We start from the raw sequence: 25,986 nt of genomic DNA on the forward strand, positions 1-25,986 counted from the left end.
CCAATATTCCCCACTGCTGCCTCCCGTAGGAGTCTGGGCCGTGTCTCAGTCCCAGTGTGGCTGATCATCCTCTCAGACCAGCTAAGGATCGTCGCCTTGGTGAGCCTTTACCTCACCAACTAGCTAATCCTACGCGGGCTCATCTTTCGGCGATAAATCTTTGGTCTTGCGACATCATCCGGTATTAGCACGGGTTTCCCCGAGTTATTCCGAACCGAAAGGCAGATTCCCACGCGTTACGCACCCGTGCGCCACTAGACCCGAAGGTCTCGTTCGACTTGCATGTGTTAGGCATGCCGCCAGCGTTCGTTCTGAGCCAGGATCAAACTCTCAAGTTTGATGTCCGCATCCGACGCGGGAGGAATAGTCCCACGACGAACACGCTCATTTCAAGGAGCCGTTCCTGCACATATATCACGTATGGAAACGTGAAGGACATGTAAGACCGTCTGCCAAGACCGAAGCCTCGAACAGAAGATCTATGGAACGGCTTGGTTTTTCCGAGCACCCGGCACCTTGAGCTGCCGGACCCGGGGCCGCCGCCCACATGTCCCTTCATCTTGCATCAACAATGTCAAAGAGCCAAAAACAGGGACGCCGTGTGGCTTCCCCTTTTTACCGGGGTAGCCGGGCGTCCTGCTTTTTTGCGACCGCATCAGTGGGGGCCGTGCGGCCCGCGTCGCTGCGGTGAGAGGGCATATATGTGGGGCGTTTTCCCCCGTCAACAGCCTTTTTGCATTTTTTGTGACGGACTTCCGGATCGACGTTCCAGACCCCGTTCACGGCCGGATATGAGCGATTGAGAGCGTCCTACACGGCCCACTCTATATGTCGCGTGCGCGTATGCGTGCATTGGGTCGTGATTCCGCCGCCCGATCAGGCGGTCTGAATATATTCGCGCAGCGCTTCCGCTTCGGCTTCGATCTTGTCGATCCGGTACTTCACCAGGTCGCCGATCGACACGAATCCGACCAGCGAATCCGATTCGGTGACCGGCAGATGCCGGAATCGGCGCTGAGTCATCAGCGACAGCGCTGAGAGAACGCCCTGATTCGGGCTGACCGTGTGCGCCGGCGCCGTCATCACGTCGGCGACTCGCCTGTCGAGCGCCGCTGCGCCGCCGGAGGCGAGGCAGTAGACCACGTCGCGCTCCGAGAAGATGCCGAGCACGCGGCCGTTGTCCAACACGGGAAGCGCACCGATTCGCTTTTCCGCAAGCAGGGCGATCGCGTCCGACACGCTCGTGTCCGGCCCGACGCTGATCACTCTCCCTTCCCGTCCCTTCAGAATCGCCGCGATCGTCATGGTTCGACTCCCTGGTTGGGTGAACGAGCAGCATTGATGTTCGGTCCGTTTCCCGCAAGGGGAAAGGCGATGGCCGAACCCAAGCCCAGCCTGTCCGACCCGGACTATGCCCGATTCGCCTGGGGGCGCTTCAAGCGGCTGATGGCATGGATGGCGCTGGCGGCGCTGGTCGCGACAGCGACGGGCCTGGGCATTCTGTGGCTACTCCAGGGACCGGTGCCGCTGCTCTTCCTGATTTTCACCGCGGGCGGAATCTTTTTTTCAGTGCTGCTGGCCGCGGCGCTGATGGGGCTGGTCTTCCTGAGCGCCGGCACCGGCCATGACGAACATATTCAGGATTATTCGGAAGACGATGATGACAATCGATTCGCGTGAACCCATTCTCCGCGTCGCGCCCCGGCCCGGCGACATCAACTCGAACGGGCATATCTTCGGCGGCTGGGTGCTGAGTCAGATGGACATCGCCGGCGGCATCGTCGCCGGACGCACCGCCAAGGGCCCGACCGCGACGGTCGCGATCGAGGCGATGACCTTCATCGCGCCGATCCTGCTGCAGGACATCATCTCCGTTTACGCGCATGTCGAAAAGCGTGGCCGTACCTCGATGGGCATCCGCATCGAGGTGATCGCCGACCGCGCGCGGGGCGCTCAGCAGGTCAAGGTCACCGAAGGGCTGTTCACCTTCGTCGCGCTGGACGAGAACGCCCGTCCGCGCCCAGTCGCCTGGGAAGACTAGACGAGCGCCAGCGCGCTCAGCTCTTCAAGCAACTGCGGCGGCAAATCGGCGAGACCGGAGCCGCCGCCCATATCCTTGGGCGCATCCGACGGAGTCAGATATCGCCAGCCTTGGTGCGCGCGGCGCGGATGGGGCTGAACGGCGATCAGGTGCGAATCGAGCTCGATCAGGCAGCGCCGGTCCTCGCTTTCGGCAAAGCCCAGGATTTCCTGACGCCCGACGAGCCGGTGTTTGATGATCCAGAACAAGGATCCGCCGATCATCTCGGTGTGCCGCGTCGGTCGGTACCGCGTCGTGATGCGCACCACGCCGCTGTCCGCTCGCCCGGAGATTCGCGCGCGCAGCGCCTCGGCCGTGGCGCAGCCAACCGCGACTTTGGTCAGGTGAAGCATGGCCTCTCAGGTGGGGCGGAGGCGCGTCGGTTCAACCGCCCAAATGGAAGAGCGTCGCCAGACCCAAAAAGCTGAAGAACCCCATGACGTCGGTCGCGGTGGTCACGAACACCGCCGACGACACCGCCGGATCGACTCGCAGCCGGTCGAGCGTGATCGGGATCAGGATGCCGGCCAAGCCTGCGACGAGATTGTTGATCAGCATGGCGAGCGCGATCGTCAGGCCGAGCAACGGATAGGCGTAGATCAGCCCGACCGCGACGCCGATCAGGAGGCCGAGACTGAGCCCATTGGCGCTGGCGATGGTCAGCTCGCGCCCGAACATGCGGAGTGTGTTCGATTCGGTAAGCTGGTTGGTGGCAAGCGCGCGCACCGCCACCGCGAGCGTCTGCGTGCCGGCATTGCCCCCCATGCCGGAGACGATCGGCATCAGAACGGCTAGGAGAGCGAATCGGCCGATCTCGGCCTGAAAAAGCCCGACCACCGACGCGGCGAGAATCGCGGTGCCGAGGTTCACCACCAGCCAGGTGAGCCGCGTCTTGATCGTAAGCTGGATCGGCTGGTTGATGTCGCCGTCGCCGGCGCCGGACAGGCGGAGAATGTCCTCGCCCGCTTCTTCCTGGATGATGTGGACGATGTCGTCGACGGTGATCATGCCGACCAGCCGCCCCGACTGGTCGACGACGGCGGCCGAGATCAGCGCGTATTTCTGGAAGCGGAGCGCCACTTCCTCCTGATCCATGTCAACCGGAATCAGCGTCTGCTCGCGCTTCATCACGTCGGCTATCGCGACCTTGCGCGGCGTGCGCAGGATCCAGCTCAGCTGGCAGGTGCCCACCGGATGATGCGCGGGATCGACGACGAAGATTTCCCAGAAGTCGGTGGTCAGCTCGTCATTGCCGCGCAGATAGTCGATGACATGCCCGACGGTCCAATGCTCGGGCACCGCGATCAGCTCGCGCTGCATCAGGCGGCCGGCGGATTCCTCCGGGTAGCCGAGCGCTTCCTCGATCGCGGCGCGGTCGTCCGGCTCCATCGCGCGCAAGACTTCGCGCTGCTCGGCCGGCTCCATATCCTCGATGATCGCGACCGCGTCGTCGGTATCGAGCTCGGAGGCGATGTCCGCGACCTGAGACGGATCGAGCTCGTCGATCAGGTCCTCGCGGACATAATCGTTCATCTCGGCGAACACGTCGCCGTCGAGCAGGTCCTTCAATGCGAGGGCGAGCGGCTGGCGCCATTCGGACGGGGCCAGCTCGAACAGGTCGGCGATGTCGGCCGGGTGGAGCGGCGCGACCAGGGCGCGCGCGCCTTCCTCGTCGCCCTCTTCCAGCCGGTCGATGACGGCGCGAACGAACTCGGGCTTCAGCCGGTCGTCCTCGTCGAGCTGGGTTTCTGCTTCGGAAGCGGTCTGGTCGAGTTCGGTCTCGCTCATCTCCGCCTCCTTTGCTTTAGCGCCCGCGGCGGCTTAGGCCGGGCGCGCGGGAAAAGGCAATCCTTCCATCCCTGTGGCACCTCTCTATATGGGCGCCTTTACATCCCAAGGAGTTCCGACATGGCCGGCGATACGCTCACGCTTTCTCTCGACACCGGCGGCGACGTGGTCATCCGGCTGCGCCCCGACCTCGCCCCCAACCATGTCGAGCGAATCTCCGAGCTGGCGAGCGAAGGCTTTTACGATGGCGTGGTGTTCCATCGCGTGATCGACGGCTTCATGGCCCAGGGCGGCGACCCGACCGGCACCGGCACCAGCGGCTCCAGCAAGCCGAACCTGAAGCAGGAATTCAACAGCGAGCCGCACGTGCGCGGCGCCTGCTCGATGGCGCGGACGATGGATCCGAACAGCGCCAATTCGCAGTTCTTCATCTGCCTGGACGACGCGACGTTCCTCGACCGGCAGTACACCGTGTGGGGCGTGGTCGAGAGCGGCATGGAGTTCGTCGACAAGCTTCCCAAGGGCGAGCCGCCGCGCAATCCCGGCAAGATCCTGAAAGCGACGGTCTCCTGAACACACTTCTCGTCATGCTCGGCGGCGCCATCGGCGCGGCGCTGCGCTTCCATGTCGGAAGCGTAACGATCCGCGCTTGGGGTCCGTCCTTTCCTTGGGGGACTTTGATCGCGAACATCTCCGGCGGGCTGGCGATGGGCCTGCTCGCCGGCATCCTTGCGCGAACGAGCGGCGGCAACGAGCCGTACCGCCTGTTCTTCGGGGTCGGCGTGCTGGGTGGATATACGACCTTCTCGGCATTCAGCCTGGAAACGTTCGGCATGATCGAGCGCGGACAGACCGCGCTTGCCCTTGGCTATATTTTGATTTCGGTCGCTGGCGCGATCGGCGCGCTGGCGGCCGGATTGTTGCTGGTGCGCGCGGTCGCATGAGCGAAGTCCGCACCTTCACCGTCGCGCCTGACGACGACGGCATCAGGCTCGACCGCTGGTTCAAGCGGCACATGCCGGACATTTCGTTCGCGCAGGTCTCGCGCTGGGCGCGCACCGGCCAGCTCCGCCTCGACGGCAAGCGCGCCACGCCCGGCGATCGGATCGAAGCCGGACAGGCGATTCGCGTGCCGCCCGCCGAACCGGCTGCGCCCGAAAAGGCCAAGCCGAAGCGCGAACGGGTACCGCTGACCGACGACCAGATCGCCTTCGCCCAGGAATTGCTGATCCATCAGGACGCCCAGGCGCTGGTCATTAACAAGCCGCCGGGGCTCGCGACGCAGGGCGGCACCAAGACGCACGAACATGTCGATGCGCTGCTCGACGCGCTCCAGTTCGAAGCGGACGGACGGCCAAAGCTGGTCCACCGACTCGACAAGGACACGTCGGGCGCGCTGCTGCTCGCCCGCACCAGCCGGGCCGCCGCCTTCTTCGGCAAGAGTTTTTCCAGCCGCACTGCGCGCAAGGTCTATTGGGCGCTGGTCGCGGGCGTGCCCTCGATCGAGAACGGGTTCATCGACCTTCCGCTTGCCAAGCAGCCCGGCACCGGCGGCGAGAAGATGCATGTCGACGAAAAGGAAGGGCTGCCCGCCAAGACGCGCTACCGTCTGATCGAGCGCGCCGGGAACAACACGGCCTGGCTGGAGCTGCAGCCGCTGACGGGCCGCACCCACCAGCTGCGCGTGCATCTGGCGGCGATCGGTCATCCGATCGTCGGCGACGGCAAATATGGCGGTCCGGACGCGTTTCTGGCCGGCAGCATCAGCCGCAAGATGCACCTGCACGCGCGGCGCATCCGCATCGACCATCCCGATGGGGGACGTCTTGACGTCACTGCCGAGCTTCCTGCGCACTTTGCCGAAAGCCTGCACACGCTGGGCTTCGACCCGAGCGCGGGCGACCTTCCCCTCGACGAAGTGAAGTTCAGCGAGACGCCCGAAGGCAAGCGCCGCGCCACAACCGCCGCCGCCAAGGCGCGCCGCAAAGAACGGAAGGGCGAGCGCCGGTCGCGGAGGCGGGGGTGAACCGCCTCGCCCTGTTCGATTGCGACGGGACGCTGGTCGATTCGCACGGGGCCATCGGCCGCGCGATGGACGAGTGCTTTACCTGCCACGGCCTGACGCCGCCCGATCGCCACGCGACGCGGCGGGTGATCGGGCTCAGCCTGCCCCATGCGATGCAGGCACTGCTGCCGGACGCGGAGGCCGAGCTGCATCACGCGCTGGCCGAGACCTACAAATCCGCCTTTCAGCGCCACCGTGCCGAGGGTCTGGTCGACGAGCCGCTGTTCGAAGGGATTGCCGAGGCACTGGCCGCGCTGGAGGCCCGGGGCTGGCTGCTCGGCGTGGCGACCGGCAAGTCGGACCGGGGCCTGCGGCTCTGTCTTGAGCGGCACGGGCTTCACGCCCGGTTCGTCACGCTGCAGACCGCCGACCGCCATCCCTCCAAGCCGCACCCGGCGATGGCGGAGGCGGCGATCGCCGAAGCCGGGGCGGCACCCGAAATTACGGTGATGATCGGCGACACCAGCTTCGACATGATGATGGCGCGCGCCGCCGGCGCCCATGCGCTGGGCGTCGGCTGGGGCTATCATGACGCGGCCGAGCTGCAGGCCGCGGGCGCAGCCGCCGTGGTCGACACGGCCGAGGAGCTGACCTGCTGGATGGAGCGTTTCGCGTGACGAATCCCGATGACCTCGCCCGCACACGCTTCTTCATCCTGTCGCTGCTGCGTCTGTCCGGCGCGGTGCTGGTGATGTTCGGGCTGGTGATCGCCGCGGGCCGGTTCGAGTCCATCCCAAAAGTTGCCGGCACGGCGATGGTGCTGATCGGCGCACTCGACTTTGCGCTGGTGCCGCGACTGCTGGCGCGGCGCTGGCGAACCCCGAAGTGAAGCGTTTCTGGAAAGAGGCGCGGGCTGACGACGGCACGGTGCTGCTCGACGGCAAGCCGGTGCGCACGCCCAAGCGCAACCCGCTGGCGCTGCCGACGTCCGCGCTTGCCAAGGCGATCGCTGCGGAATGGAACGCGGTCGGCGAGGAACTAGACCCGCGCACGCTGCCGCTGACCGGCCTCGCCAACGCTGCAATCGACATCGTCGAACCGGATCGGCTGAGCTTCGCAGCCCAGCTTGCCAAATATGGCGAGACCGATTTGCTCGCCTATCGCGCGGAATCGCCGCCCGAGCTGGTCGCGCGCCAGGCCGCGGAGTGGGACCCGCTGCTCGACTGGGTGCGCGCACGATACGATGTGCATGTCGAGATCGTTACCGGCATCATGCATCGGCCGCAGCCGGCGGCGACCGTGGCGCGGCTGCGCGATGCGACCATTGCATGCGGCGACTTCGAGCTGGCGGCCCTGTCGCCGCTGGTGACGATCGGCGGCTCGCTGATCGCGGGCCTTGCCGTGCTCGAACGCGCATTCGATGCCGGCACGGTCTGGGCCGCCGTCAATCTGGATGAGTTGTGGCAGGAAGAACAATGGGGCGCCGACCTGCTGGCCGAGCAAGCACGCGAGTCCCGGCGGCGGGACTGGGATGTCGCGGTGCGGTTTTTGGGGTTGCATCGTTAAACAAGCAGCGCCCTAAACTCCGTTCGGGCTGAGCCTGTCGAAGCCCTGCCCTTTTTGCGGAATCAAGAGAAGAACAGGCCTTCGACAAGCTCAGGCCGAACGGTGCGGGTGGAAGCTTCCGAACCTAATCCGCGAACAGCAGGACCGGGGTTTCCAGCAGTTTCTTCAGCGCCTGCACATAGCTTGCCGCATCCCACCCATCGACAACGCGGTGGTCGCAACTGATCGACAGGTTCATCAGCTTGGCGCGAACGATGTCGTCGCCGCGGAACACCGGGCGCTCGACGATCTTGTTGGGGCCGATGATCGCGACTTCGGGGCGGTTGATGACCGGCGTCGTCGCAATGCCGCCCAAAGGCCCGAGCGAAGTGACGGTGATCGTGCCGCCGCCGAGTTCGTCGGGCTTGAGCTTCTGCGTGCGGGCCGCCTCGGCCAGCCGGGCGATTTCGCTCGCGAGCTGCCAGACATTCTTGTCCTGCGCATCGCGGATGACCGGCACGGTGAGACCGGCATCGGTCTGCGCCGCCATGCCGAGATGGACGCGGCCCGACCGCGTCACAACACCCGCTTCATCGTCATAGCGCGCGTTGAGCATCGGAAACTCGGGAAGCGTCCGGCAGATCGCGACGATCAGGAACGGCAACATCGTCAGCTTCGGCCGCTGCCCACGATTGGCATTCAGATCGGCGCGGACGTCCTCGAGTGCGGTCACGTCGATTTCGTCGACATAGGTGAAGTGCGGGATGTGGCGCTTCGCCGCCTGCATGTTCTCGGCGATCTTGCGGCGCATGCCGATGACCTTGATCGTCTCGTCCGCGCGCGCGCGGCTGACGTGGGGCGCGTGATAGCCCTGGCCGGCATTGTAGGTAAGGAAGGCGTCGAGATCGTGGTGCCGGATGCGCCCTTCCTGCGACGGCTTCACTTGCGACAGGTCGATCCCGAGCTCCTTCGCGCGCGCGCGAACCGCGGGCGAGGCGAGGACCGAAGCGTGCGACCTGGGCTCCTCGACTCCGTTCGGGCTGAGCTTGTCGAAGCCTTGGTCTTTCTTCTCCGGAGCGGAAGGCGAAGGGAGGGCTTCGACAGGCTCAGCCCGAACGGCAGGAGGTGTGACGGACGGCGGCAGATCCGCTTCGGTCTCCACCGACATCGGCGCAGCCTTGTCCTCGGCCACTCCGGCATCCTCCCCTGCCGTCTCAATAACGACCAAGGTCGAGCCGATCGGAATCTGGTCGCCGACCTCGCCCGCCAACTGCAGGACGGTGCCAGCGACCGGGCTTTCCATCTCGACCGTCGCCTTGTCGGTCATCATGTCGGCGAGCTGCTGGTCTTCCTCCACACGATCGCCGACCTTGACGTGCCACGCGACGATCTCGGCCTCGGCAATGCCTTCGCCGATGTCGGGCAGACGGAATTCGAAGCGCGCCATCGCGGTCAGTCCTTCATGATCTTCTTGAGCGCCTGGCCGATGCGGACCGGGCCCGGGAAATACGCCCATTCGAGGCTGTGCGGATAAGGGGTGTCGAAGCCGGTCACGCGTTCGATCGGCGCTTCGAGGTGATAGAAGCAGCGTTCCTGCACCAGAGCGGACAGCTCGGCGCCGAAGCCCGAGGTGCGTGTCGCTTCGTGGACGATCATGCAGCGGCCGGTCTTTTTCACCGATGCCTCGATCGCGTCGACGTCGAGCGGGACGAGCGTGCGCAGATCGAGGATCTCGGCATCGACGCCCGCTTCCTCGACCACTTTCTGGCAGACATGGACCATCGTGCCGTAGCAGAGGATCGTCAGCGCCTCGCCGGCGCGCACGACGTTGGCCTTGCCGAGCGGCACTTTGTAATAGCCTTCGGGCACTTCACCGCCGGGATGCCTCGACCAATTCTCGGCCGGGCGGTCCCAATGGCCGTTGAACGGGCCGTTGTAGATGCGCTTCGGCTCGAAGAAGATCGTTGGATCATTGTCCTCGATCGCAGCGATCAGCAGCCCCTTGGCGTCATAGGGCGTGGCCGGGATCACCGTCTTCACGCCGGAGACGTGAGTGAAGATGCCCTCGGGCGACTGGGAGTGCGTCTGTCCGCCGAAAATGCCGCCGCCATAGGGAGAGCGGATCGTCATCGGCGCCGTGAATTCGCCCGCGGAGCGATAGCGCAGCCGCGCCGCTTCCGACACGAGCTGATCGAGCGCCGGGTAGATATAGTCGGCGAACTGGATTTCCGGTACCGGCCGCAGCCCGTACGCGCCCATGCCCACCGCTACGCCGACAATGCCGCATTCCGTGATCGGCGTATCGAACACGCGGGTCTTGCCGTATTTTTTCTGCAGGCCCGCGGTCGCGCGGAACACGCCGCCGAAATAGCCAACATCCTCGCCCATCACGATCACATCCGGATCGCGCGCCATCATCACGTCCAGGGCCGAGTTGATCGCCTGGATCATGTTCATGCGGGTGACAGCACCCGCTTCGCCCGTCTCTGCGGTCATTTCGCTCACTTCCGCGCCCATGGCCGCCCCGAGGCTTCTTCTTCGTCCAGCATCATCTGCCGCTGCTCGCGCAGGTGCCAGGGCATTTCCTCGAACACCCCGTCGAACAGCGTGTCGAGCGGCTGGTGCAGGCCGTGGCCGAGGATGCCATTCTTCTCCGCCGCCTTCTGCGCGTCACGGACGAGCTCGGCGACTTCCTTGTCCTGGGCGGCGTGGCGCTCCTCGTCCCATTCGCCAATCGCGATCAGGTGATTTTTGAGACGATTGATCGGATCGCCGAGTGGCCAAGCGTTGGGCTCGCCGGCCGAGCGGTATTGCGAAGGGTCGTCGGAGGTCGAATGGCCCTCCGCGCGATAGGTGAAATGCTCGATCAGGGTCGGCCCCTGGTTGGTCCGCGCCCGCTCGGCCGCCCAAAGCGTCGCCGCATACACCGCCAGCGCATCGTTGCCGTCGACGCGGAGCCCGGCAATGCCGTAGCCGACCGCACGCGCCGCAAAGGTCGTCGCCTCGGCGCCGGCAAAGCCAGAGAAGGAGCTGATCGCCCACTGGTTGTTGACGACGTTGAAGATGACCGGCGCGCGATAGACGGTTGCGAAGGTGAGCGCCGAGTGGAAGTCGCCTTCCGCCGTCGAGCCTTCGCCGCACCAGGTTGCCGCGATCCGCGTGTCGCCGCGCGAGGCCGAGGCCATCGCCCAGCCCACCGCCTGCGGATATTGGGTCGCGAGGTTGCCGGAGATCGAGAAGAAGCTGAACCGCTTTTCCGAATACATGATCGGGAGCTGCTTGCCCTGCAGCTTGTCGCCCGTGTTCGAATAGATCTGGTTCATCATGTCGGTCAGCGGACAGCCGCGCGAGATCAGCACGCCCTGCTGGCGGTAGGACGGGAAGCACATATCGTCGTCCGCCAGCGCAGCGGCAGCAGCGACCGACACCGCCTCCTCACCCAGGGATTTCATGTAGAAGCTGGTCTTGCCCTGCCGCTGCGCGCGGAACATGCGCTCGTCGAAGGCGCGGACCAGCACCATGTTGCGCAGCATCCGGCGCATCGCATCCGGGCTGAGCTTCGGGTCCCACGGCCCGACCGCCCGATTCTCCTCGTCGAGTACACGGACCATGGAATAGGCGAGGTCGATGAAATCCTGCGGCCTGTCAGCCGTGTCCGGACGCCGCGCGGCGCCGGCGGCGGGCACGTCGACCGCGCTGAAATCGACTTCGTCACCGGGCCGGAACTTCGGCTCGGGCACATGCAGCCGGAGCGGCGGCAGGTTGGAACGGATGGACATCCTCTCTCCAGATTCGGGCTCAGCGGCCCTTTGCCGTGCTTGTTATAAAATTACAAAGCTTCTCGCGAGTCAGGCGGCGGCGCGGACCGGCGACTGTCCTTCGGCCGCCTCCAAAAGCCGCTTTTCGAGGGCTTTCAGACGCGCCGGCGCAATGATCTTCGCGCCCAGCAAATCAGTGACATAGAAGGTGTCGACCGCGCGCTCGCCATAGGTCGCGATATGCGCCGAGTGGATCGTGACCTTCGACTGGAACAGCCCGTAGGCGAGCGCATAAAGCAGTGCCGCACGGTCGCGCGCATTGACCTCGATCACCGTGAAACGATTCGAGGCGCGGTTGTCGATCAGCACATTGGCCGCGATCGGGAAGGCATCGGCGCGCGGACGCGGCAGCGGCTTGGCGACCAGCCGTTCGGTCAGCCGCGAACGGTTGGCGAGGGCATCCTCGACCGCGGCTTTCAGCCGTTCGAGGCGGCCGCTTTCGTCGAATGGCTGACCGTACGGATCCTGCACCAGGAAATTGTCGAGGGCCATGCCGTCGCGCGTGGTGTGGATGCGCGCGTCGATGATGCTGCCGCCGGCAAGATGGATGCCGCCGGCGATGCGGTAGAACAGGCCGGGATGGTCGGCGGCGTAGACGGTGACGAGCGTGGCGCCGCGTTCCGGATAGACCGAGGCGGCAATCGCGAGCTGCTTGTCGCCGCTTTCAGCGACGTGCCGCGCATTCTCCTCCAGCACGTCGAGCGGTTCAGCCACCCAATAAGGCTCCGGCAGCCGCTTTGCGTAGCGCTGAAAGTCAGGCTTGCTCCAGCCAAGGCGTTCCGCCAGCGCCTGCTGCTTCGCCTCGACACGCTCCTTGCGGCCGGTCTGCTTATGGCCGAGCCGAAGCACTTCTTCGGCGCCCTCGAACAGCTCGGCGAGCAACTGACGCTTCCAGCTATTCCACACGCCCGGCCCGACCGCGCGAATGTCGACGATGGTCAGCAGCAGCAGCAGCTTCAGCCGCTCCGGGCTTTGCACCACTTCCGCGAAATCGAGGATCGTCTTGAAATCGGAAAGGTCGCGCTTGAACGCTGTAGCCGACATCAACAGGTGATAGCGGACCAGCCAGGATACGGTCTCGGTCTCAGCCGCCGTAAGGCCGAGTCGCGGACAAAGCTGCAGCGCGATCTCCGCGCCGAGCACGCTGTGGTCGCCGCCGCGGCCCTTGGCGATGTCGTGCAGCAACACCGCCAGATAAAGCACCCGGCGCGAGACGATCTGGCGGACGATGCTGGTCGCGATAGGATGCTCGGCCTTCAATCCGCCGCGCTCGATCGTTGCGAGCAAGCCGATTGCGCGGATCGTGTGCTCGTCGACCGTGTAATGATGGTACATGTCGAACTGCGTCTGCGCGACGACCCGGCCGAAGTCCGGCACGAAACGGCCGAACACGCCGGCCTCGTTCATCCAGCGCAGCACCGACTCGGGGTCGCGCGGTGAAGTCAGCACGTCGAGGAACAGCGCGTTGGCGCGCGGATCGCGCCGCACTTTTGCGTCGATGAGCCGGGCGTCGCGGCGTGCGGCACGAATGGCCGCCGGGTGGAGTTCGAGGCCGTGCTTGTCGGCCAGTGCGAACATCTCGATCAGCCGCACCGCGTCCTGCTGCAGAAAATCGTCCGACGGCAGCGCCAGCCGTCCGCGCACCAGCCGGAAGCCGTTCAGCTTGCGCGGGCGGCGCGGAATCGCCGCCAAAGTGAAGCGGCTGCCACGGCTCGCGAATTGCTCGTCGAGATGGGCGAGGAACAGCCCGGTCAGGTCGCCGACCGTCTTCGCCTGCAGGAAATAATACTGCATGAAGCGCTCGACCGCCGATTTGCCGGTGCGGTTGGCGTAATGCATCCGCTCGGCGATCTCGCGCTGATAGTCGAAGGTCAGACGCTCCTCGGCCCGCCCGGCGATCATGTGCAGGTGGCAGCGCACCGCCCAAAGGAAATTCTCGGCGCGCTGGAATTGGTGGAGCTCGTCGGGTGTCAGCAGCCCGGCGTCGACCAGGTCTTCGACCGAATCGACGCGGTGAACGTATTTGCCGATCCAGAACAGCGTGTGCAGGTCGCGCAGGCCGCCCTTCCCTTCCTTGACGTTGGGCTCGACGACATAGCGGCTGTCGCCCATGCGCCGGTGGCGCTCGTTGCGCTCCTCCAGCTTGGCGGCGACGAAGGCACGGTCGGTCCCTTCCACCACTTCGCGGCGGAAGCGGGCGACGCCTTCATCGTTCAGCGCACGGTCGCCCCAGATGAACCGACCCTCGAGCAAAGCGGTGCGCACCGTGAGGTCGCTTTTCGCCATCCGCACCGTCTCGTCGAGCGAGCGGCTGGAATGGCCGACTTTCAGCCCCAGATCCCAAAGGGTGTAGAGCATTGATTCGATGACCTGCTCCACCCAGCCGGTTTGCTTCCACGGCGTGAGGAAAGCGATGTCGACGTCCGAATAGGGCGCCATCTCGCCGCGGCCATAACCACCGACAGCGAGAAGCGCGATCCGCTCGCCGGCGGTGGGGTTGCTGACCGGGTACAAGCGCTTGGTCGTGAAATCGAAGGCGAGGCGGACGATCTGGTCGATCAGGAAGGCTTGTCCGCTCGCCGCTTCCAGTCCGCGCGACGGATTCTGCATCAGCCGATCGGCGATCTCGGCGCGGCCCTTGTCCAGCGCGGCCTTCAGCAACGCGACTGCCTCTGCGCGCAGCTTCGGCCCGTCGCTTTCCAGCGCCGCAATATCGTCGGCGAGCACGCGCCGGTCGATGATTGCGCGGCGATTGGGAACGGCGTCGATGCGGCTGGCCATTCCCTCTACATAGGAGCGGCCAGCCCATCGGTCATCAGCGTTGCGCCGTCAAAGCGCGGGCTGCAGCACCACCTCGATCTTTTCGGCGGCGGCCGGTTCGGCCGCGCCCTCGATGAAGGCGAGCAGGTCGGGATTGATGATCTCCGGATGCGTGGTGCACATGCCGTGCGGCAGACCGGCATAGGTCTTGAGCGTGCTGTTTTTCAGCAGCTGCGCGGAAAGCGGCGCCGAATCGGCATAGGGCACGATCTGGTCGTCATCGCCGTGCATCACCAGCACCGGCACATCGATCGCCAACAGATCGTCCGTGAAGTCGGTTTCGGAAAAGGCCTTGATGCAGTCGTAGTGCGCCTTCGCGCCGCCCATCATGCCCTGCCGCCACCAATTCCAGATCACGCCCTGATCGACCTTCGCGCCCGGTCGGTTGTAGCCGTAGAAAGGGCCGCTCGCGATATCGAGGAAGAACTGGGCGCGGTTCGCGTTCTGTGCGGTGCGAAAGCCGTCGAACACTTCGATCGGCAGGCCGCCCGGGTTCCGCTCGGTCTTCAGCATGAGCGGCGGCACCGCGCCGATGATCACCGCCTTGGCGACCCGTCCCGGCTGGGCGCGCGCGACATAATGAACGACTTCGCCGCCGCCCGTCGAATGGCCGATATGCACCGCGCCCTTGAGGTCCAGTGCTTCCGCGAGCGCAGCGACGTCGGCAGCATAGGTGTCCATCTCATTGCCGGTCCATGTCTGGTCCGACCGCCCATGACCGCGGCGATCGTGCGCGATCACGCGGAAGCCGCGGCCTAAGAAGAACATCATCTGGTTGTCCCAGTCGTCGGCGCTGAGCGGCCAGCCGTGATGGAAGACCAGCGGCTGGGCCTCCTTCGGACCCCAATCCTTGTACCAGATACGCGTGCCGTCCGATGTCGTGATCGCGTTCATCTCTCGGCTCCCAAGTGAGTCGCCCGCCCGGTCCCCTTCATACCATGCGGGCGGCTGCGCGGCATCGTTGCGTCTGCGATGCGTTTCGCGCCCCATTATGCTATCGAAGCGCCACTTCGAGGCGGGGGAGGTTCAGATGAACGGAGTTGCGAAGGCAGCAATAGCGTTGACGCTCGTGGGTGCAAGAGGCCCGACATCGGCAGCCGATCCGGCGGTCGAAGCGCCGATCCGCACGTTCCTCGAGGCGTTCAATCGCGGCGACGTCACGGCGGCAGCGGCCACGCATGTGGCAAGCGGCGTCTCCATCGTCGACGAAGTTGCGCCCTATCACTGGAGCAGCTTCCAGGATTGGCTCGGCGCGCTGGACAAGGAGACGAAGGACGGCGGTCTGACCGAGCAAAGCGTGATCGTCACCGGGCCGACCGTTCGCGAGCAAGTCAGCGGCGACAGCGCCTATGTCATCATGCCGGTCCGCTACGCCTTCAAGGCGCGCGGCAGGGCGATGCGCGAGGATGCGCAGATGACATTCGTGCTGACCAAGGTCACCGGGAGCTGGAAAATCGCGAACTGGACCTGGACCGGCCCCGATCCCAAACCGGTGCGGTGACGACAACTCATCCGCTCGACCGGCCGGTATGGAATGCGCTGACCACGCGACAGGCGTCGCTGGCAGTCGGCAATGCACGGGCGTTGCGGTTTCGTCCGGAGATCAACCTGTTCGCCGCGGCGGCCGATCCGGGTGATGCCGAGGCGATCAGTGCTTTGCTTCCCGAGACGGGCGCAATCGGACTGGTCGAGGCTGGCGAGACGCCGCCCATTCCCGGCGCGCGAATTAGGAAGCGGGCTGTCGTGAACCAGATGGTCGCAGAGCGCTCGCCGGGCGTAGCGGAAGGGTTCGATTATCTGGTGCTGGGCGACGCCGATGCGGCGGAAATGCTGGCCTTGGCGACCCTGACCGAGCCGGGCCCGTTCTTTTCCGAAACGCATCGGATGGGCCATTTCATCGGCCTGCGCGAAAGAGGGCGGCTGGTCGCGATGGCCGGGCAGCGGATGCGCGTGCCCGGCTTCACCGAAGTGAGCGGCGTTTGCACTCATCCCGATTCGCGCGGGCGCGGCTATGCCGGCAAACTGATGCGGGTCCTGATCGAGCGGATCGTCGGCGAAGGCGATGCCGCCTTCCTTCACGTCTATCCGGACAACTTCGGGGCAATCGGTCTCTACGAGACACTGGGCTTTCGCTTCCGCGCGCAACTGACCTTTACGGTGCTCAGTCGCGCGTGAGCGCCTTCAGCCGGTAAAGCACCTCCAGCGCCTCGCGCGGGCTGAGCGCGTCGATGTCGAGCGACTCAACCTCGGCGCGGATCGCGTCGAGCTGTTCTTCTTCCGCCTGCGCGGTGGCAGCGAAGAGCGGCAAGTCGTCGAGGCCGGCGGCGATGCCGCCGGTCTTCTCGCGTCCCGACTCCAGCTTCTTCAGCACGTCGCGCGCACGGCCGAGCACCGGCGGCGGCAGACCGGCGAGCTTGGCGACGGCGAGCCCGTAGCTGCGGTCGGCGGCGCCTTCGACGACTTCGTGCAGCAGCACGAGATCGCCTTTCCATTCCCGCGCGCGGACATGATGGAGCGACAGCGCATCCAGCTTGCCGGCGAGGCGAGTCAGTTCGTGATAATGCGTGGCGAACAGGCAGCGGCAGCGATTGAGGTCGTGCACCGCCTCGACCACCGCCCAGGCGATGGCGAGACCGTCATAGGTCGAGGTGCCGCGGCCGACTTCGTCGAGGATCACGAAGCTCTGCGGCGTCGCTTGCGCCAGGATCGCGGCGGTCTCGACCATCTCGACCATGAAGGTCGAACGGCCGCGGGCCAGATTGTCCGATGCGCCGACCCGGCTGAACAAGCGGTCAACCAGGCCAAGCGTCGCAGACGCGGCGGGGACGTAGCTGCCCGCCTGCGCCAGCACGCAGATCAGCGCGTTCTGGCGGAGAAAGGTCGATTTGCCCCCCATGTTGGGGCCAGTGACGAGCCAGAGCCGCGCCTGCTCCGACAGGCCGCAATCATTGGCCACGAAGCGCCCGCCCGCCTTCGCCACCGCTGCTTCGACGACGGGGTGCCGGCCCGCGACGATCTCGAGACAGGGGTGATCGACCAGCGCCGGCCGGCACCAGCCGCCCTCGACCGCGCGTTCGGCGAGGCCCGCAGCGACGTCGAGCCGGGCGATTGCGTCCGCGGCAGACGCAATGGCGTCACGCCGGTCGAGCGCCTGCTCGGTCAAATCCTCCAGATGCGCCGCCTCGGCGGCGAGCGCGTGCGCCCCGGCCTGCGTCACGCGCAGCGCCTGCTCGTGCAGCTCGGGCGCGTTGAAACGGACCACCCCGGCCAGCGTCTGGCGATGCGCGAAACCCGACTCGGGCGCCATCAATTTGTCGGCAGCGCGCGCCGGCACCTCGATATGATAGCCGAGCACATTGTTGTGCCGGATCTTGAGCGCCGACACGCCGGTCTGGTCGCGGTAGCGCGCCTCCAGCGCCGCGATCGCCCGCCGCCCTTCGCCGCCCAGGCCGCGCAGCTCGTCGAGTGCGGCGTCATAGCATTCCGCGATATAGCCGCCCTGCGATGCGTCGAGCGGCGGGCTCGGCACCAGCGCGCGGACGAGCAGGTCGACAAAGCTGGCATGCCCTTCGAGTGCTGGCAGCAGCTCGGCCAAGAGTGCCGGCGGCTGATCGATCCGCGCGAGCCGATCGCGGAGGGCACGCGCTTCGCTCAGGCCATCGCGGAGCTGCGCAAGATCGCGCGGGCCACCTCGCTTTGCGACGAGCCGGCCGAGCGCGCGGCCGATATCGGGCATTGCCCGCAGCGCCGCCCGAGTCGCGTGCCGCAGCCCGTCGTCATGGAACAAGGCGACGAGGTCGAACCGCGCCTGGATTTTCGCGCGCTCGGTCAGCGGCGCGCCAAGATCGGCGGCGAGCAGCCGCGCTCCGGCGCCGGTGACAGTGCGGTCTATACAATCAAGCAGACTGCCAACCCGGCCGCCGCTCTGCGCCTGAGTCAGTTCCAGGCTCTCGCGCGTCGCCGCGTCGATCAGCATATGCTCGGCGGCCGAACGCCGGCGGGGCCGCTGAAGGAACGGCAGCGCGCCTTTGCCGACATGCTCGAGATAGGCGACGAGCCCGCCCGCCGCCGACACGCCCGGTCGCCCAAACTGCCCGAGCCCGTCGAGCGTCGCGACACCGAACAGGCCGCACAAACGCCGTTCAGCGCCAGTGCTCTCAAAAGTAGAACGTGGGCGCTCGATCGCGTTGCGACCCCAGCTTTCGGGCGCGATCACCTCAGCAGCGGCATAATGCGCGAGTTCGGCATCGAGCAGATCGGGCGTGATTTCGGCGATCTCGAGAACGCCCGTCGAAATGTCGGCGGCCGCCAACCCGATCGCGCCACCGATTTCCGCCAGCGCGACCAGCCAGTTCGATCGGCGCGCGTCGAGCAATGTCTCTTCGGTCAGCGTGCCCGCCGTCACGAACCGCACGATCGCGCGGTCGACCAGCGCCTTGGAGCCGCGCGCCTTGGCCTCTGCCGGCGATTCGGTCTGCTCGGCGATGGCGACGCGGAAGCCGGCCTTGATCAGCCGGGCGAGGTAGGATTCCGCCGAATGGACAGGCACGCCGCACATCGGGATCGGCGCACCGTCATGCTCGCCGCGCGACGTCAGTGCGATGTCGAGCGCTGCCGCGGCCGCCTTCGCATCGTCGAAGAACAGCTCGAAGAAATCGCCCATCCGGTAGAACAGCAGGCAATCCGCCGCTTCCGCCTTGAGGCGCAGATATTGCGCCATCATCGGCGTTGGGGCGCTGTTCATGTTTGCCGGACTAGCGTTCCGGGCCCGGCTTTCCAACGGGCGCGTTATCGGTCAGAACTCCCTATCCACAGAAAGAAACCGGGTGGCTGAAGCGTTCATCAATGCGATCGGGACGGCCGTTCCCGATCAGGACATCCACCAGCCGTTTCTCGACTGGGCGCTGGCGCGCATTGCCGATCCGCGCCACGCCCGGCTGTTCGAGCGTATGGTCGCGCGAAGCGGGCTGGAGCATCGCTGGTCGGTGCTGCCGTCTGCGCCGAACGGGGGTTCGCCCGCCGAGCCGGGCGGCTTTTACGGGCGCGAGACCTTGCCCGGCACGGCCGAGCGAATGCGCTTCTACGGTGAGGCCGCGCCCGCGCTCGCGTTGCGCGCGATCGACGCGCTGGACGGCGACCTCAGCGGAATCACGCATCTGGTCGTCGCAAGCTGCACCGGCTTTGTCGCGCCCGGCGTCGACCAGATCATCGCGCGACGACTCGGCCTGTCGCCAAGCGTGGAGCGGCTGCTGGTCGGCTATATGGGATGTTACGCGGCTTCGGTCGCACTCCGGTCCGCGCGTCATATCGTGCGCTCGGATCCCGCCGCGCGCGTGCTGGTCGTCACGGTCGAGCTCTGTTCGCTGCACTTGCATGAAATGGACGAGATCGAGCCGATGCTGGCCGGTTTGCAGTTCGGCGACGGGTCGGCTGCGGCGCTTGTCACGGGCGATCCCCATGGGCTTCGCCTGGGCACGCCGTTCTCGGCAACGCTCCCCGAATCGAACGAGCTCATCCGGTGGGACATCACCGACAAGGGCTTTGTCATGCACTTGTCCGGCGAAGTGCCGGGCCGGATCGGCGCTGCGCTTGCGGAGCCGGACATGCGCGAGGCCATCGTGAATGGTGGCGTCGAGGAATGGGGGGTGCATGCGGGCGGACGGTCGATCCTCGACGCGGTCGAGAACGCGCTGCAATTGCCGCCGGATTCGCTGGACGACAGCCGGGCCGTGCTGCGCGCGTTCGGCAACATGTCCTCTTCGACGCTGATGTTCGTGCTTCAGCGCAAGTTCGGCCGCCAGTTCGACGCCGGCGTGGCCATCGCCTTCGGACCGGGCCTTGCTGCCGAAGGGTTTCGGTTCGCGAGCGCATGAGCCTCGCCCAGCGCACCATCGCCGAAGAGCGGATGGATTCGGAGGAGCTGTCGCCGTCCGAATATGCGGCGGTGATCGGCGATCTTGCCAAGGTCAATTGGTGGACGATGGCGGCGCGACCGACGCTGTCGTTCGTCAAGCGCGCAACGAAGGACCGGCCATTCCGCTTGCTCGATGTGGGGTTCGGGCATGGCGACATGCTGCGCCGGATTGCGGCTTATGCGGAGAAACGCGGCCAGACCTGCGGGCTGGTTGGCGTCGACCTCAACCCGCGGAGCGAGCCGGCGGCGCGCGCGGCGACGCCGTCCAACATGCCGATCCGCTACGTCACCGGCGATTATGTCGAGCTGGCAAGCGAGCCCTGGGACCTGATCGTCTCCAGCCTGGTCGCGCACCACATGACGCACGAACAGCTCGTGCTCTTCCTGCGCTTCATGGATGCGACCGCCAGAATGGGCTGGCTGATCAACGATTTGCACCGGCACACGCTGCCCCATCTCGGTTTCCCGGTGCTGGCGACGCTGATGCGCTGGCATCCGATCGTGAAGGCGGACGGCACGCTTTCGATCGCGCGCTCTTACCGCCCGGCCGAATGGCCGCCGATCCTTGAGGAAGCGGGCGTGAGCGCGCGGGTCTATCGCGCTTTCCCGTTCCGGCTGTGCGTCGAGTCGATACGCTGATCCTGGGCGGTGGGCCGGCTGGCTCGGCCGCTGCGATCACCCTGGCCCGGTCCGGCGCAAGGGCGTTGGTGCTGGAGAAGCAGCGCGAAACCGGCGACGCGCTGTGCGGAGGATTTTTGAGCTGGCATAGCCTCGACGAGCTCGAGCGGCTCGGCATCGAAAAGTTGCGCGGCGCGACTGTCGATCATGTCCGGCTGTTCACTCCGAGCGGCTCGGCGAGCGCGACGCTGCCGCGGCTCGCACTGGGCGTGTCGCGTCGCCAGTTGGATTCAGCGCTGCTCGCCCGTGCTGAAGCGTTGGGCGCGGCCGTCGAGCGCGGGGTCACCGCTCGCGAGATTCGAGGTCGGTCGCTAGTGGCGGAGAGGGTGGGATTCGAACCCGAACGGCTGCTGCTCGCGGCCGGCAAACATGACGTGCGGGGCGGGGGGCGTCCCAAGCCGTCGGGCGATCCCGCGCTTGGGCTGCGCGTGCGTCTGGGGCCATCCGCAGCGCTGGCCCGTTTGCTGGAGGGCGCGATCGAACTGCACTTGTTCGATCGCGGCTATGCCGGACTGGTGCTGCAGGAAGACGGGACCGGCAATCTCTGCCTTGCCATTCGCAAGTCGCGTCTGAACGAAGTCGGCGGTCCACGCGCCTTGCTGCAGGGGATCGGGCGCGAAGTGCCGGCTTTGGGCGAACGGCTCGCCTGGCTGGGCGAGGCCGCGCAAGTCGATGCGATCGCATCGATTCCCTATGGCTGGCGCGCCATGACGACAGAGTCCGGCGTCTATCGGCTCGGCGACCAGGCTGGCGTCATACCGTCACTTGCGGGCGAAGGCACGGGCATTGCGCTCGCGAGCGGTGTGCTCGCGGCGGAAGCGGTGCTGCGCGGCGAGAGCGCCGAGCTTTACCAGCGCAAGCTCGCGCGCCGCACGCTGCGGCCGATCACCGTCGCCCGCGCGATCCTCGCCGCCGCCGAGCGTCCCGCGACCGCGCCGGTGCTGGCGCAACTTATGCGGATCGCGCCGGGTCTTGCCACATTGCTCGCCCAAGCCACGCGCGTGAGCCATTGACGAGTCTCCGTGCCGCCCCAAATTGCCGCGCATGGAAAAGCTCGACCTTCCCGAGTCGGAGTGGCGGAAGCGCCTCTCCCCCCAACAATATCATGTGCTGCGCGAAGCCGGCACCGAGCGAGCCTTCACCGGCGCGCTCTACGATAACAAGGCCGAGGGCACCTACCGCTGCGCGGCGTGCGGAGCGGACCTGTTCCAGAGCGACACCAAGTATGATTCGGGATCGGGCTGGCCGAGCTTCACCCATCCGTTCGCGCCCGAAGCGGTGACGGAGCACGAGGATGTCAGCCACGGCATGCGCCGGGTCGAAGTGCGTTGCGCGAAGTGCGACGGGCATCTGGGTCATGTGTTCCCCGACGGTCCGGGGCCGGAAGGCCTGCGCTATTGCATCAACAGCGTGTCGCTGGACTTCGAACCGAAGAAATAGCCGGACAGGCCGAGGGCGCGGCGGCGCGGTTCATCCTTGTGACAGGCGGGGTTAGCCACTAAACCGGGCGCACCCCGATGGCATCTCCTCCGCGCCCTTCGCGCCCTCCCCAGCCGAAACAGCCTGCGCCGTCCCAGAGACGCCGCACCTTCATGCGTGTGATCAAGATCGCCGCCGCGAGCGCGCTGGTCGGGCTCGTCGCGCTGGTGGTCGCTGTGTACCTCCAGGCGTCGACGCTGCCGACCTATTCGGAGCTGAAATCCTCGCCGAACGGGCAGATGATCCGCGTCCATGCCGCCGACGGCACGGTGCTGGTGTCGCTTGGGCCGAGCTATGGCGAGTGGCTGACCTACGACCAGATCCCGCAGGTGATGAAGGACGCGATGGTCTCGGTCGAGGACAAGCGCTACCGCATGCATCTGGGCGTCGACCCGATCGGCATCGCGCGCTCGACCTATGTGCGGGTGCGCCGCGGCTATTGGGCGCAGGGCGGATCGACCATCACCCAGCAACTCGCACGCAACGTGTTCCTGACCAACAGCCGCACTTTCGGCCGCAAGGCACGCGAATGGCTGCTCGCGCTGGCTATGGAGCGAAAATTCTCGAAGGACCAGATCCTCGAGCTCTATCTGAACAAGGTCTATTTCGGCGGCGGCTCCTACGGCATCGATGCTGCCTCGCGCCGTTTCTTCGGCCATTCCGCGAACAATCTGAGCCTGGCCGAAGCCGCCGTGATCGCGGGGCTGGTCAAGGCACCGTCGCGCTATTCGCCGACCGCCGATGCCGAGGCCGCGATCGGCCGTTCGGGCGTGGTGCTGAACTCAATGGTCGAAAACGGCGTGATCAGCCAGGCCGACGCCGCCAACGCCGAACAGGTGAAGGTCAAGCTGAACGAAGACGCGAACGAGAACAGCGTCCGCTACTTTACCGACTGGGCGCTGCCGCAGCTCGAAACCTTGATCGACGAGACGGTCGAACCGCTGGACGTCTGGACTACGCTCGATCCTGAAATGCAGAAGGCCGGCCAGGCCGCGATTCGCGCCAACGCGCCGGGCAACGCGCAAGGTGCGCTCGTCTCCCTCGACCGCGACGGCGCGGTGCGGGCGATGATCGGCGGCAAGGATTACGTCACCTCGATTTACAACCGCGCGACGCAGGCGACGCGCCAGCCCGGATCGGCGTTCAAGCTGTTCGTGTACCTCTCGGCGCTGGAGGCCGGCTACAAACCCGACGACACCGTTGTCGACGAGCCGGTGACGATCGGCGGCTGGAGTCCGCGCAACAGCAATGGCCGCTACACCGGCGCGATCAACCTGCGCACCGCCTTCACCTATTCCGTGAACACGATCGCAGCGAAGATTGGTCAGGACGTCGGCACCACGACGATCGCCGACATGGCGCGGCGTTTCGGCATTACCACGCCGATCAACACCCAGCCTTCGATGGTGCTCGGCACGTCGGACGTGCGGCTGATCGACATGACGCGCGCCTTTGCCTCGGTCGGCTCAAAAGGCATCGCGATCTCGCCCTATGGCATCACCAAAGTCACTTCGACGAACGGACGCGTGCTGTACAAGCACGAAACCGACACCTCGCGGGTGCTGGTCGCGCCTTGGGTCGCGGCCGAGATGACCGACCTGATGCAAAGCGCGGTCTCCGCGGGCACTGGTCGCGCGGCGCAGATCGGGCGGCCGGTCGCCGGCAAGACGGGCACGACCAGCAGCAACAAGGACGGTTGGTTCTTGGGCTTTTCCAGCGGCCTGACGACCGGCGTTTGGATGGGCCGCGACGATGCGCGCACCGTGCCCGGCCTCCAGGGGGGCACCGCGCCGGCCCGCGCCTTCGCCGCCTTCATGCGGGTCGCTGTCGCCAAGCGCCCGGTCGAGCCTTTCGAGACGCAAGTGAAGCTGCCCGAATGGCAGCTCGAGCCGGACGCGGAAGCCTATTACGGCAATGCCGACCAGGCGCAGGCGCCACCGCCAGTGCTTGACGAGCAGGGCAATCCGGTGGCGCCGACGGCGCGGCCTTATGACGAGCAGGGCGGCAATCCGGATCAGGGCGGACAGGAGCAGCTCGACGATGCATTCATCGACCGGGCGATCGGCCGCGACCGTCCCCCGCCGGCCGAACCGCGCGACCGGCGCGCGCCGCCGCCCGATTATCGCGACCGGCCGCGGGAACCGCAGCCGCAGCCGGATCAGGGACGCCCGTACTGATGCAATGATGCGCCGTGCGTGCGCAGCCAGGCGCGCGCCCCGGCGGGGCTTTCGCCCAGCAGCTTTCGTTCCAGCGCCTTGAACGCGGGGCCGTGATTCATGTGCACACGGTGCGCGACTTCGTGAGCGACAGTCGAGCGGCGCACGAACGGCGGGGCGAGGATCAGCCGCCAGCTATAGCGGATATCGCCGTTTGCCGAGCAGCTCCCCCAGCGCGAGCGCGTGTCTGATACCGAAACGCAGGCGACCGTCACGCCGGCTTCCGCGGCGATAGCGCGCGTTTCCGCGTCCAGCACGCGTCGCGCTTCGGCCTTGAGCCAGCGCAGCACGCGCGCTTCGAACAGCGCCGGATTGCCGCCGACATACACAACGGCGCCATCTCGCCTCGTCACGCGCGTCGTCGCCGGAATGAAAGTCAGCGTTTCTCCCGCCACGTCGAGCGTCATGCCCGGCGCAAACGCCGTGCGCGACGGAATCCGGGCGAGCTGCGCCTCCACCCAGGGCCGCTGGGTCTCGACCCAGGCATAAGCGTGGCGCAGCGACGCGCGGCGGGGGAGCGTCAGCCGCACGGCGCCGTCGCGGGGATCGACGCGCAGTCGCATCACGCGCGCAGCGGCGTGGCGCACAACCTTGACCGGCTTGCCCGCGAATTGCGGCTCAGCCTTCGAGAATATGGTCTTCAAGCTCGCCCGCTTCGACTTCGGAGACGGTCCAGCCCCGCACCGATATGCCCGCCTTGTGCACCGATTCGGGATCGCCACTGTTGAGCGGGTGCCAATCGGCCAATGGCTTGCCCTCGGCGCGTAATTTGTATGCGCACGTGTCCGGCAGCCAATCGAGCGTCGCTGCGAGTTTCGGCGTCAGCCGCACGCATTCGGGCACGAAGGCGCGGCGGTGCCGGTAGTTCGAGCATCGCCCGCTATGCCGGTCGAGCAGCTTGCAGGCGACGTTGGTCGGGAACAGCTCGCCTGTTTCCTCGTCCTCCAGCTTGTGCACGCAGCATCTGCCGCAGCCGTCGCACAGCGCCTCCCATTGCGCGCGGTCGAGTGCCTCGAGCGGCTTGTCTTCCCAGAAGCGCCCGCCGCTCATTGCACCCATCGCTTCAGCTCGGCGGCGATCTGGTCGGGCGCGCCATCCTGCGGAATCAGCGCGATCGGGTCGCCCTTCGGCCCGAATAGGTACGCGACGCGGCTGTGGTTCACGAGATAGTCGGAAGCGCCTTCCCGCTTCTCCTTCGAATAGACGACAGCATATTCCTTGGCGGTGGTCGCGATCTGCTCGGGCGTGCCGGTCAGGCCGGTCAGCTTCGGGTGAAAGGCGGTCACATATTGCTTCAGCACCGGCGGCGTGTCGCGCTCCGGATCGACGCTGACGAAGATCGGCGCGATCTTGGCGGCAAGCTGCGGGTCCGAACCTTCGAGCTGCCGGTAGCCGGCCATCAGCTTCTGCAGGTCGACCGGGCACACGTCCGGGCAAAAGGTGTAGCCGAAGTACATCAGCCGATATCGACCGGCGAAGTCTCGATCGGTGACGGTCTTGCCGTCCTGGTTGGTGAGCTGGAACGGGCCGCCGATCCGCGCGCCGGCAAGCGGCGCCTCGGGCGCAGTGGCGGACTGACCGCAGGCGGCAAGCGCGAGCGGCAGGGCGAACAGGAAAGCGCGGAAGTTCATCGCGCAGGCAGA

The 25,986-nt window shown here is 66.3% G+C and carries 27 protein-coding genes and 1 rRNA gene; 15 read left to right on the forward strand and 13 right to left on the reverse strand.

Translation table 11 applies throughout. From position 1 onward, the window contains the following. A 16S ribosomal RNA gene (locus ACFSCW_RS00005) occupies positions 1-338 on the reverse strand; the annotation flags it as partial. A gap of 538 nt (positions 339-876) precedes the next feature. Further along, complete coding sequence (locus ACFSCW_RS00010; protein ID WP_380885612.1) at positions 877-1,305, reverse strand: CBS domain-containing protein; 429 nt, start codon at positions 1,303-1,305, stop codon at positions 877-879. 69 nt (positions 1,306-1,374) lie between these two features. Between ACFSCW_RS00010 and ACFSCW_RS00015 the strand changes: the two genes are divergently transcribed. Both ACFSCW_RS00015 and ACFSCW_RS00020 read left to right on the forward strand, forming a co-directional pair. After that, on the forward strand, positions 1,375-1,680 hold the full coding sequence (locus tag ACFSCW_RS00015; RefSeq protein ID WP_380885613.1) for a hypothetical protein: 306 nt from the start codon (positions 1,375-1,377) through the stop codon (positions 1,678-1,680). Then, on the forward strand, positions 1,661-2,041 hold the full coding sequence (locus tag ACFSCW_RS00020; protein WP_380885614.1) for an acyl-CoA thioesterase: 381 nt from the start codon (positions 1,661-1,663) through the stop codon (positions 2,039-2,041). The genes ACFSCW_RS00015 and ACFSCW_RS00020 overlap by 20 nt, the downstream gene beginning before the upstream one ends. Here ACFSCW_RS00020 and ACFSCW_RS00025 read toward each other — a convergent pair. Then, positions 2,038-2,433 (reverse strand): DUF1489 family protein, encoded by a 396-nt coding sequence (locus ACFSCW_RS00025; protein ID WP_380885615.1) that lies wholly within the window; start codon positions 2,431-2,433, stop codon positions 2,038-2,040. The genes ACFSCW_RS00020 and ACFSCW_RS00025 overlap by 4 nt on opposite strands. Positions 2,434-2,464: 31 nt before the next feature. Then, on the reverse strand, positions 2,465-3,868 hold the full coding sequence (gene mgtE, locus ACFSCW_RS00030; RefSeq protein ID WP_380885617.1) for a magnesium transporter: 1,404 nt from the start codon (positions 3,866-3,868) through the stop codon (positions 2,465-2,467). Positions 3,869-3,988: 120 nt separating this feature from the next. Between mgtE and ACFSCW_RS00035 the strand changes: the two genes are divergently transcribed. Genes ACFSCW_RS00035 through ACFSCW_RS00060 form a run of 6 tightly spaced genes read left to right on the forward strand, consistent with a single transcriptional unit; the run spans position 3,989 to position 7,439 of the window. Further along, a complete protein-coding gene (locus ACFSCW_RS00035; protein WP_380885619.1) occupies positions 3,989-4,441 on the forward strand; it encodes a peptidylprolyl isomerase in 453 nt (150 codons plus the stop codon). 14 nt (positions 4,442-4,455) lie between these two features. After that, positions 4,456-4,812: a fluoride efflux transporter CrcB gene (gene crcB / locus ACFSCW_RS00040; RefSeq protein ID WP_380885621.1), complete on the forward strand. Its 357-nt coding sequence runs from the start codon at positions 4,456-4,458 to the stop codon at positions 4,810-4,812. After that, the gene (locus tag ACFSCW_RS00045; RefSeq protein WP_380885623.1) at positions 4,809-5,894 is read left to right on the forward strand and encodes an RluA family pseudouridine synthase; all 1,086 of its coding nucleotides are present in this window, start codon (positions 4,809-4,811) and stop codon (positions 5,892-5,894) included. Before crcB ends, ACFSCW_RS00045 begins: the two co-directional genes overlap by 4 nt. Next, positions 5,891-6,550 (forward strand): HAD-IA family hydrolase, encoded by a 660-nt coding sequence (locus ACFSCW_RS00050; protein ID WP_380885625.1) that lies wholly within the window; start codon positions 5,891-5,893, stop codon positions 6,548-6,550. The genes ACFSCW_RS00045 and ACFSCW_RS00050 overlap by 4 nt, the downstream gene beginning before the upstream one ends. Beyond that, positions 6,547-6,762, forward strand: a complete 216-nt coding sequence (locus ACFSCW_RS00055) for a hypothetical protein (RefSeq protein WP_380885627.1) — start codon at positions 6,547-6,549, stop codon at positions 6,760-6,762. Before ACFSCW_RS00050 ends, ACFSCW_RS00055 begins: the two co-directional genes overlap by 4 nt. Beyond that, the gene (locus tag ACFSCW_RS00060; protein WP_380885629.1) at positions 6,759-7,439 is read left to right on the forward strand and encodes an ATP12 family chaperone protein; all 681 of its coding nucleotides are present in this window, start codon (positions 6,759-6,761) and stop codon (positions 7,437-7,439) included. The genes ACFSCW_RS00055 and ACFSCW_RS00060 overlap by 4 nt, the downstream gene beginning before the upstream one ends. A 124-nt stretch (positions 7,440-7,563) precedes the next feature. Here ACFSCW_RS00060 and ACFSCW_RS00065 read toward each other — a convergent pair whose 3' ends face one another. The 5 genes from ACFSCW_RS00065 to ACFSCW_RS00085 all read right to left on the reverse strand — a co-directional run bounded on the left by ACFSCW_RS00065 (position 7,564) and on the right by ACFSCW_RS00085 (position 14,950). Beyond that, positions 7,564-8,865, reverse strand: a complete 1,302-nt coding sequence (locus tag ACFSCW_RS00065; RefSeq protein ID WP_380885631.1) for a dihydrolipoamide acetyltransferase family protein — start codon at positions 8,863-8,865, stop codon at positions 7,564-7,566. Between the two features lie 5 nt (positions 8,866-8,870). Then, a complete protein-coding gene (locus tag ACFSCW_RS00070) occupies positions 8,871-9,875 on the reverse strand; it encodes an alpha-ketoacid dehydrogenase subunit beta (protein WP_380889950.1) in 1,005 nt (334 codons plus the stop codon). 44 nt (positions 9,876-9,919) lie between these two features. Then, positions 9,920-11,197 carry a 3-methyl-2-oxobutanoate dehydrogenase (2-methylpropanoyl-transferring) subunit alpha gene (locus ACFSCW_RS00075; RefSeq protein WP_380885633.1) on the reverse strand — a complete coding sequence of 426 codons (1,278 nt, stop codon included), beginning with the start codon at positions 11,195-11,197 and terminating at the stop codon, positions 9,920-9,922. A 69-nt stretch (positions 11,198-11,266) separates the two neighbouring features. Further along, positions 11,267-14,017 carry a [protein-PII] uridylyltransferase gene (locus ACFSCW_RS00080; protein WP_380885635.1) on the reverse strand — a complete coding sequence of 917 codons (2,751 nt, stop codon included), beginning with the start codon at positions 14,015-14,017 and terminating at the stop codon, positions 11,267-11,269. A gap of 48 nt (positions 14,018-14,065) precedes the next feature. Next, positions 14,066-14,950 carry an alpha/beta fold hydrolase gene (locus tag ACFSCW_RS00085; protein WP_380885637.1) on the reverse strand — a complete coding sequence of 295 codons (885 nt, stop codon included), beginning with the start codon at positions 14,948-14,950 and terminating at the stop codon, positions 14,066-14,068. Between the two features lie 136 nt (positions 14,951-15,086). Here ACFSCW_RS00085 and ACFSCW_RS00090 point away from each other — a divergent pair, with 136 nt between their 5' ends. Beyond that, the gene (locus ACFSCW_RS00090; protein WP_380885639.1) at positions 15,087-15,557 is read left to right on the forward strand and encodes a DUF4440 domain-containing protein; all 471 of its coding nucleotides are present in this window, start codon (positions 15,087-15,089) and stop codon (positions 15,555-15,557) included. Next, positions 15,554-16,231, forward strand: a complete 678-nt coding sequence (locus tag ACFSCW_RS00095; RefSeq protein WP_380885641.1) for a GNAT family N-acetyltransferase — start codon at positions 15,554-15,556, stop codon at positions 16,229-16,231. Before ACFSCW_RS00090 ends, ACFSCW_RS00095 begins: the two co-directional genes overlap by 4 nt. Here the strand turns inward: ACFSCW_RS00095 and mutS are convergent. Continuing rightward, positions 16,218-18,779 (reverse strand): DNA mismatch repair protein MutS, encoded by a 2,562-nt coding sequence (gene mutS, locus ACFSCW_RS00100; RefSeq protein ID WP_380889952.1) that lies wholly within the window; start codon positions 18,777-18,779, stop codon positions 16,218-16,220. The genes ACFSCW_RS00095 and mutS overlap by 14 nt on opposite strands. 103 nt (positions 18,780-18,882) lie before the next feature. Between mutS and ACFSCW_RS00105 the strand changes: the two genes are divergently transcribed. The 5 genes from ACFSCW_RS00105 (at position 18,883) to ACFSCW_RS00125 (ending at position 24,304) form a co-directional block, all read left to right on the forward strand. Beyond that, a complete protein-coding gene (locus ACFSCW_RS00105) occupies positions 18,883-19,929 on the forward strand; it encodes a type III polyketide synthase (protein WP_380885643.1) in 1,047 nt (348 codons plus the stop codon). Next, on the forward strand, positions 19,926-20,609 hold the full coding sequence (locus ACFSCW_RS00110; RefSeq protein WP_380885645.1) for a methyltransferase domain-containing protein: 684 nt from the start codon (positions 19,926-19,928) through the stop codon (positions 20,607-20,609). The genes ACFSCW_RS00105 and ACFSCW_RS00110 overlap by 4 nt, the downstream gene beginning before the upstream one ends. Next, positions 20,588-21,661 (forward strand): NAD(P)/FAD-dependent oxidoreductase, encoded by a 1,074-nt coding sequence (locus ACFSCW_RS00115; protein ID WP_380885647.1) that lies wholly within the window; start codon positions 20,588-20,590, stop codon positions 21,659-21,661. The genes ACFSCW_RS00110 and ACFSCW_RS00115 overlap by 22 nt, the downstream gene beginning before the upstream one ends. Positions 21,662-21,692: 31 nt before the next feature. Next, a complete protein-coding gene (gene msrB / locus ACFSCW_RS00120; RefSeq protein WP_380885649.1) occupies positions 21,693-22,088 on the forward strand; it encodes a peptide-methionine (R)-S-oxide reductase MsrB in 396 nt (131 codons plus the stop codon). A gap of 152 nt (positions 22,089-22,240) precedes the next feature. After that, positions 22,241-24,304 carry a transglycosylase domain-containing protein gene (locus ACFSCW_RS00125; protein WP_380885651.1) on the forward strand — a complete coding sequence of 688 codons (2,064 nt, stop codon included), beginning with the start codon at positions 22,241-22,243 and terminating at the stop codon, positions 24,302-24,304. Here the strand turns inward: ACFSCW_RS00125 and ACFSCW_RS00130 are convergent. Genes ACFSCW_RS00130 through ACFSCW_RS00140 form a run of 3 tightly spaced genes read right to left on the reverse strand, consistent with a single transcriptional unit; the run spans position 24,286 to position 25,974 of the window. After that, positions 24,286-24,987, reverse strand: a complete 702-nt coding sequence (locus ACFSCW_RS00130) for a M48 family metallopeptidase (protein WP_380885653.1) — start codon at positions 24,985-24,987, stop codon at positions 24,286-24,288. The genes ACFSCW_RS00125 and ACFSCW_RS00130 overlap by 19 nt on opposite strands. Further along, positions 24,962-25,402, reverse strand: a complete 441-nt coding sequence (locus tag ACFSCW_RS00135; protein ID WP_380885655.1) for a YcgN family cysteine cluster protein — start codon at positions 25,400-25,402, stop codon at positions 24,962-24,964. The genes ACFSCW_RS00130 and ACFSCW_RS00135 overlap by 26 nt, the downstream gene beginning before the upstream one ends. After that, complete coding sequence (locus ACFSCW_RS00140; protein ID WP_380885657.1) at positions 25,390-25,974, reverse strand: SCO family protein; 585 nt, start codon at positions 25,972-25,974, stop codon at positions 25,390-25,392. The genes ACFSCW_RS00135 and ACFSCW_RS00140 overlap by 13 nt, the downstream gene beginning before the upstream one ends. Positions 25,975-25,986 lie beyond the last annotated feature (12 nt).

The organism is Sphingomonas tabacisoli (genome assembly GCF_042678385.1).
Lineage (GTDB): Bacteria > Pseudomonadota > Alphaproteobacteria > Sphingomonadales > Sphingomonadaceae > Sphingomonas_B > Sphingomonas_B tabacisoli.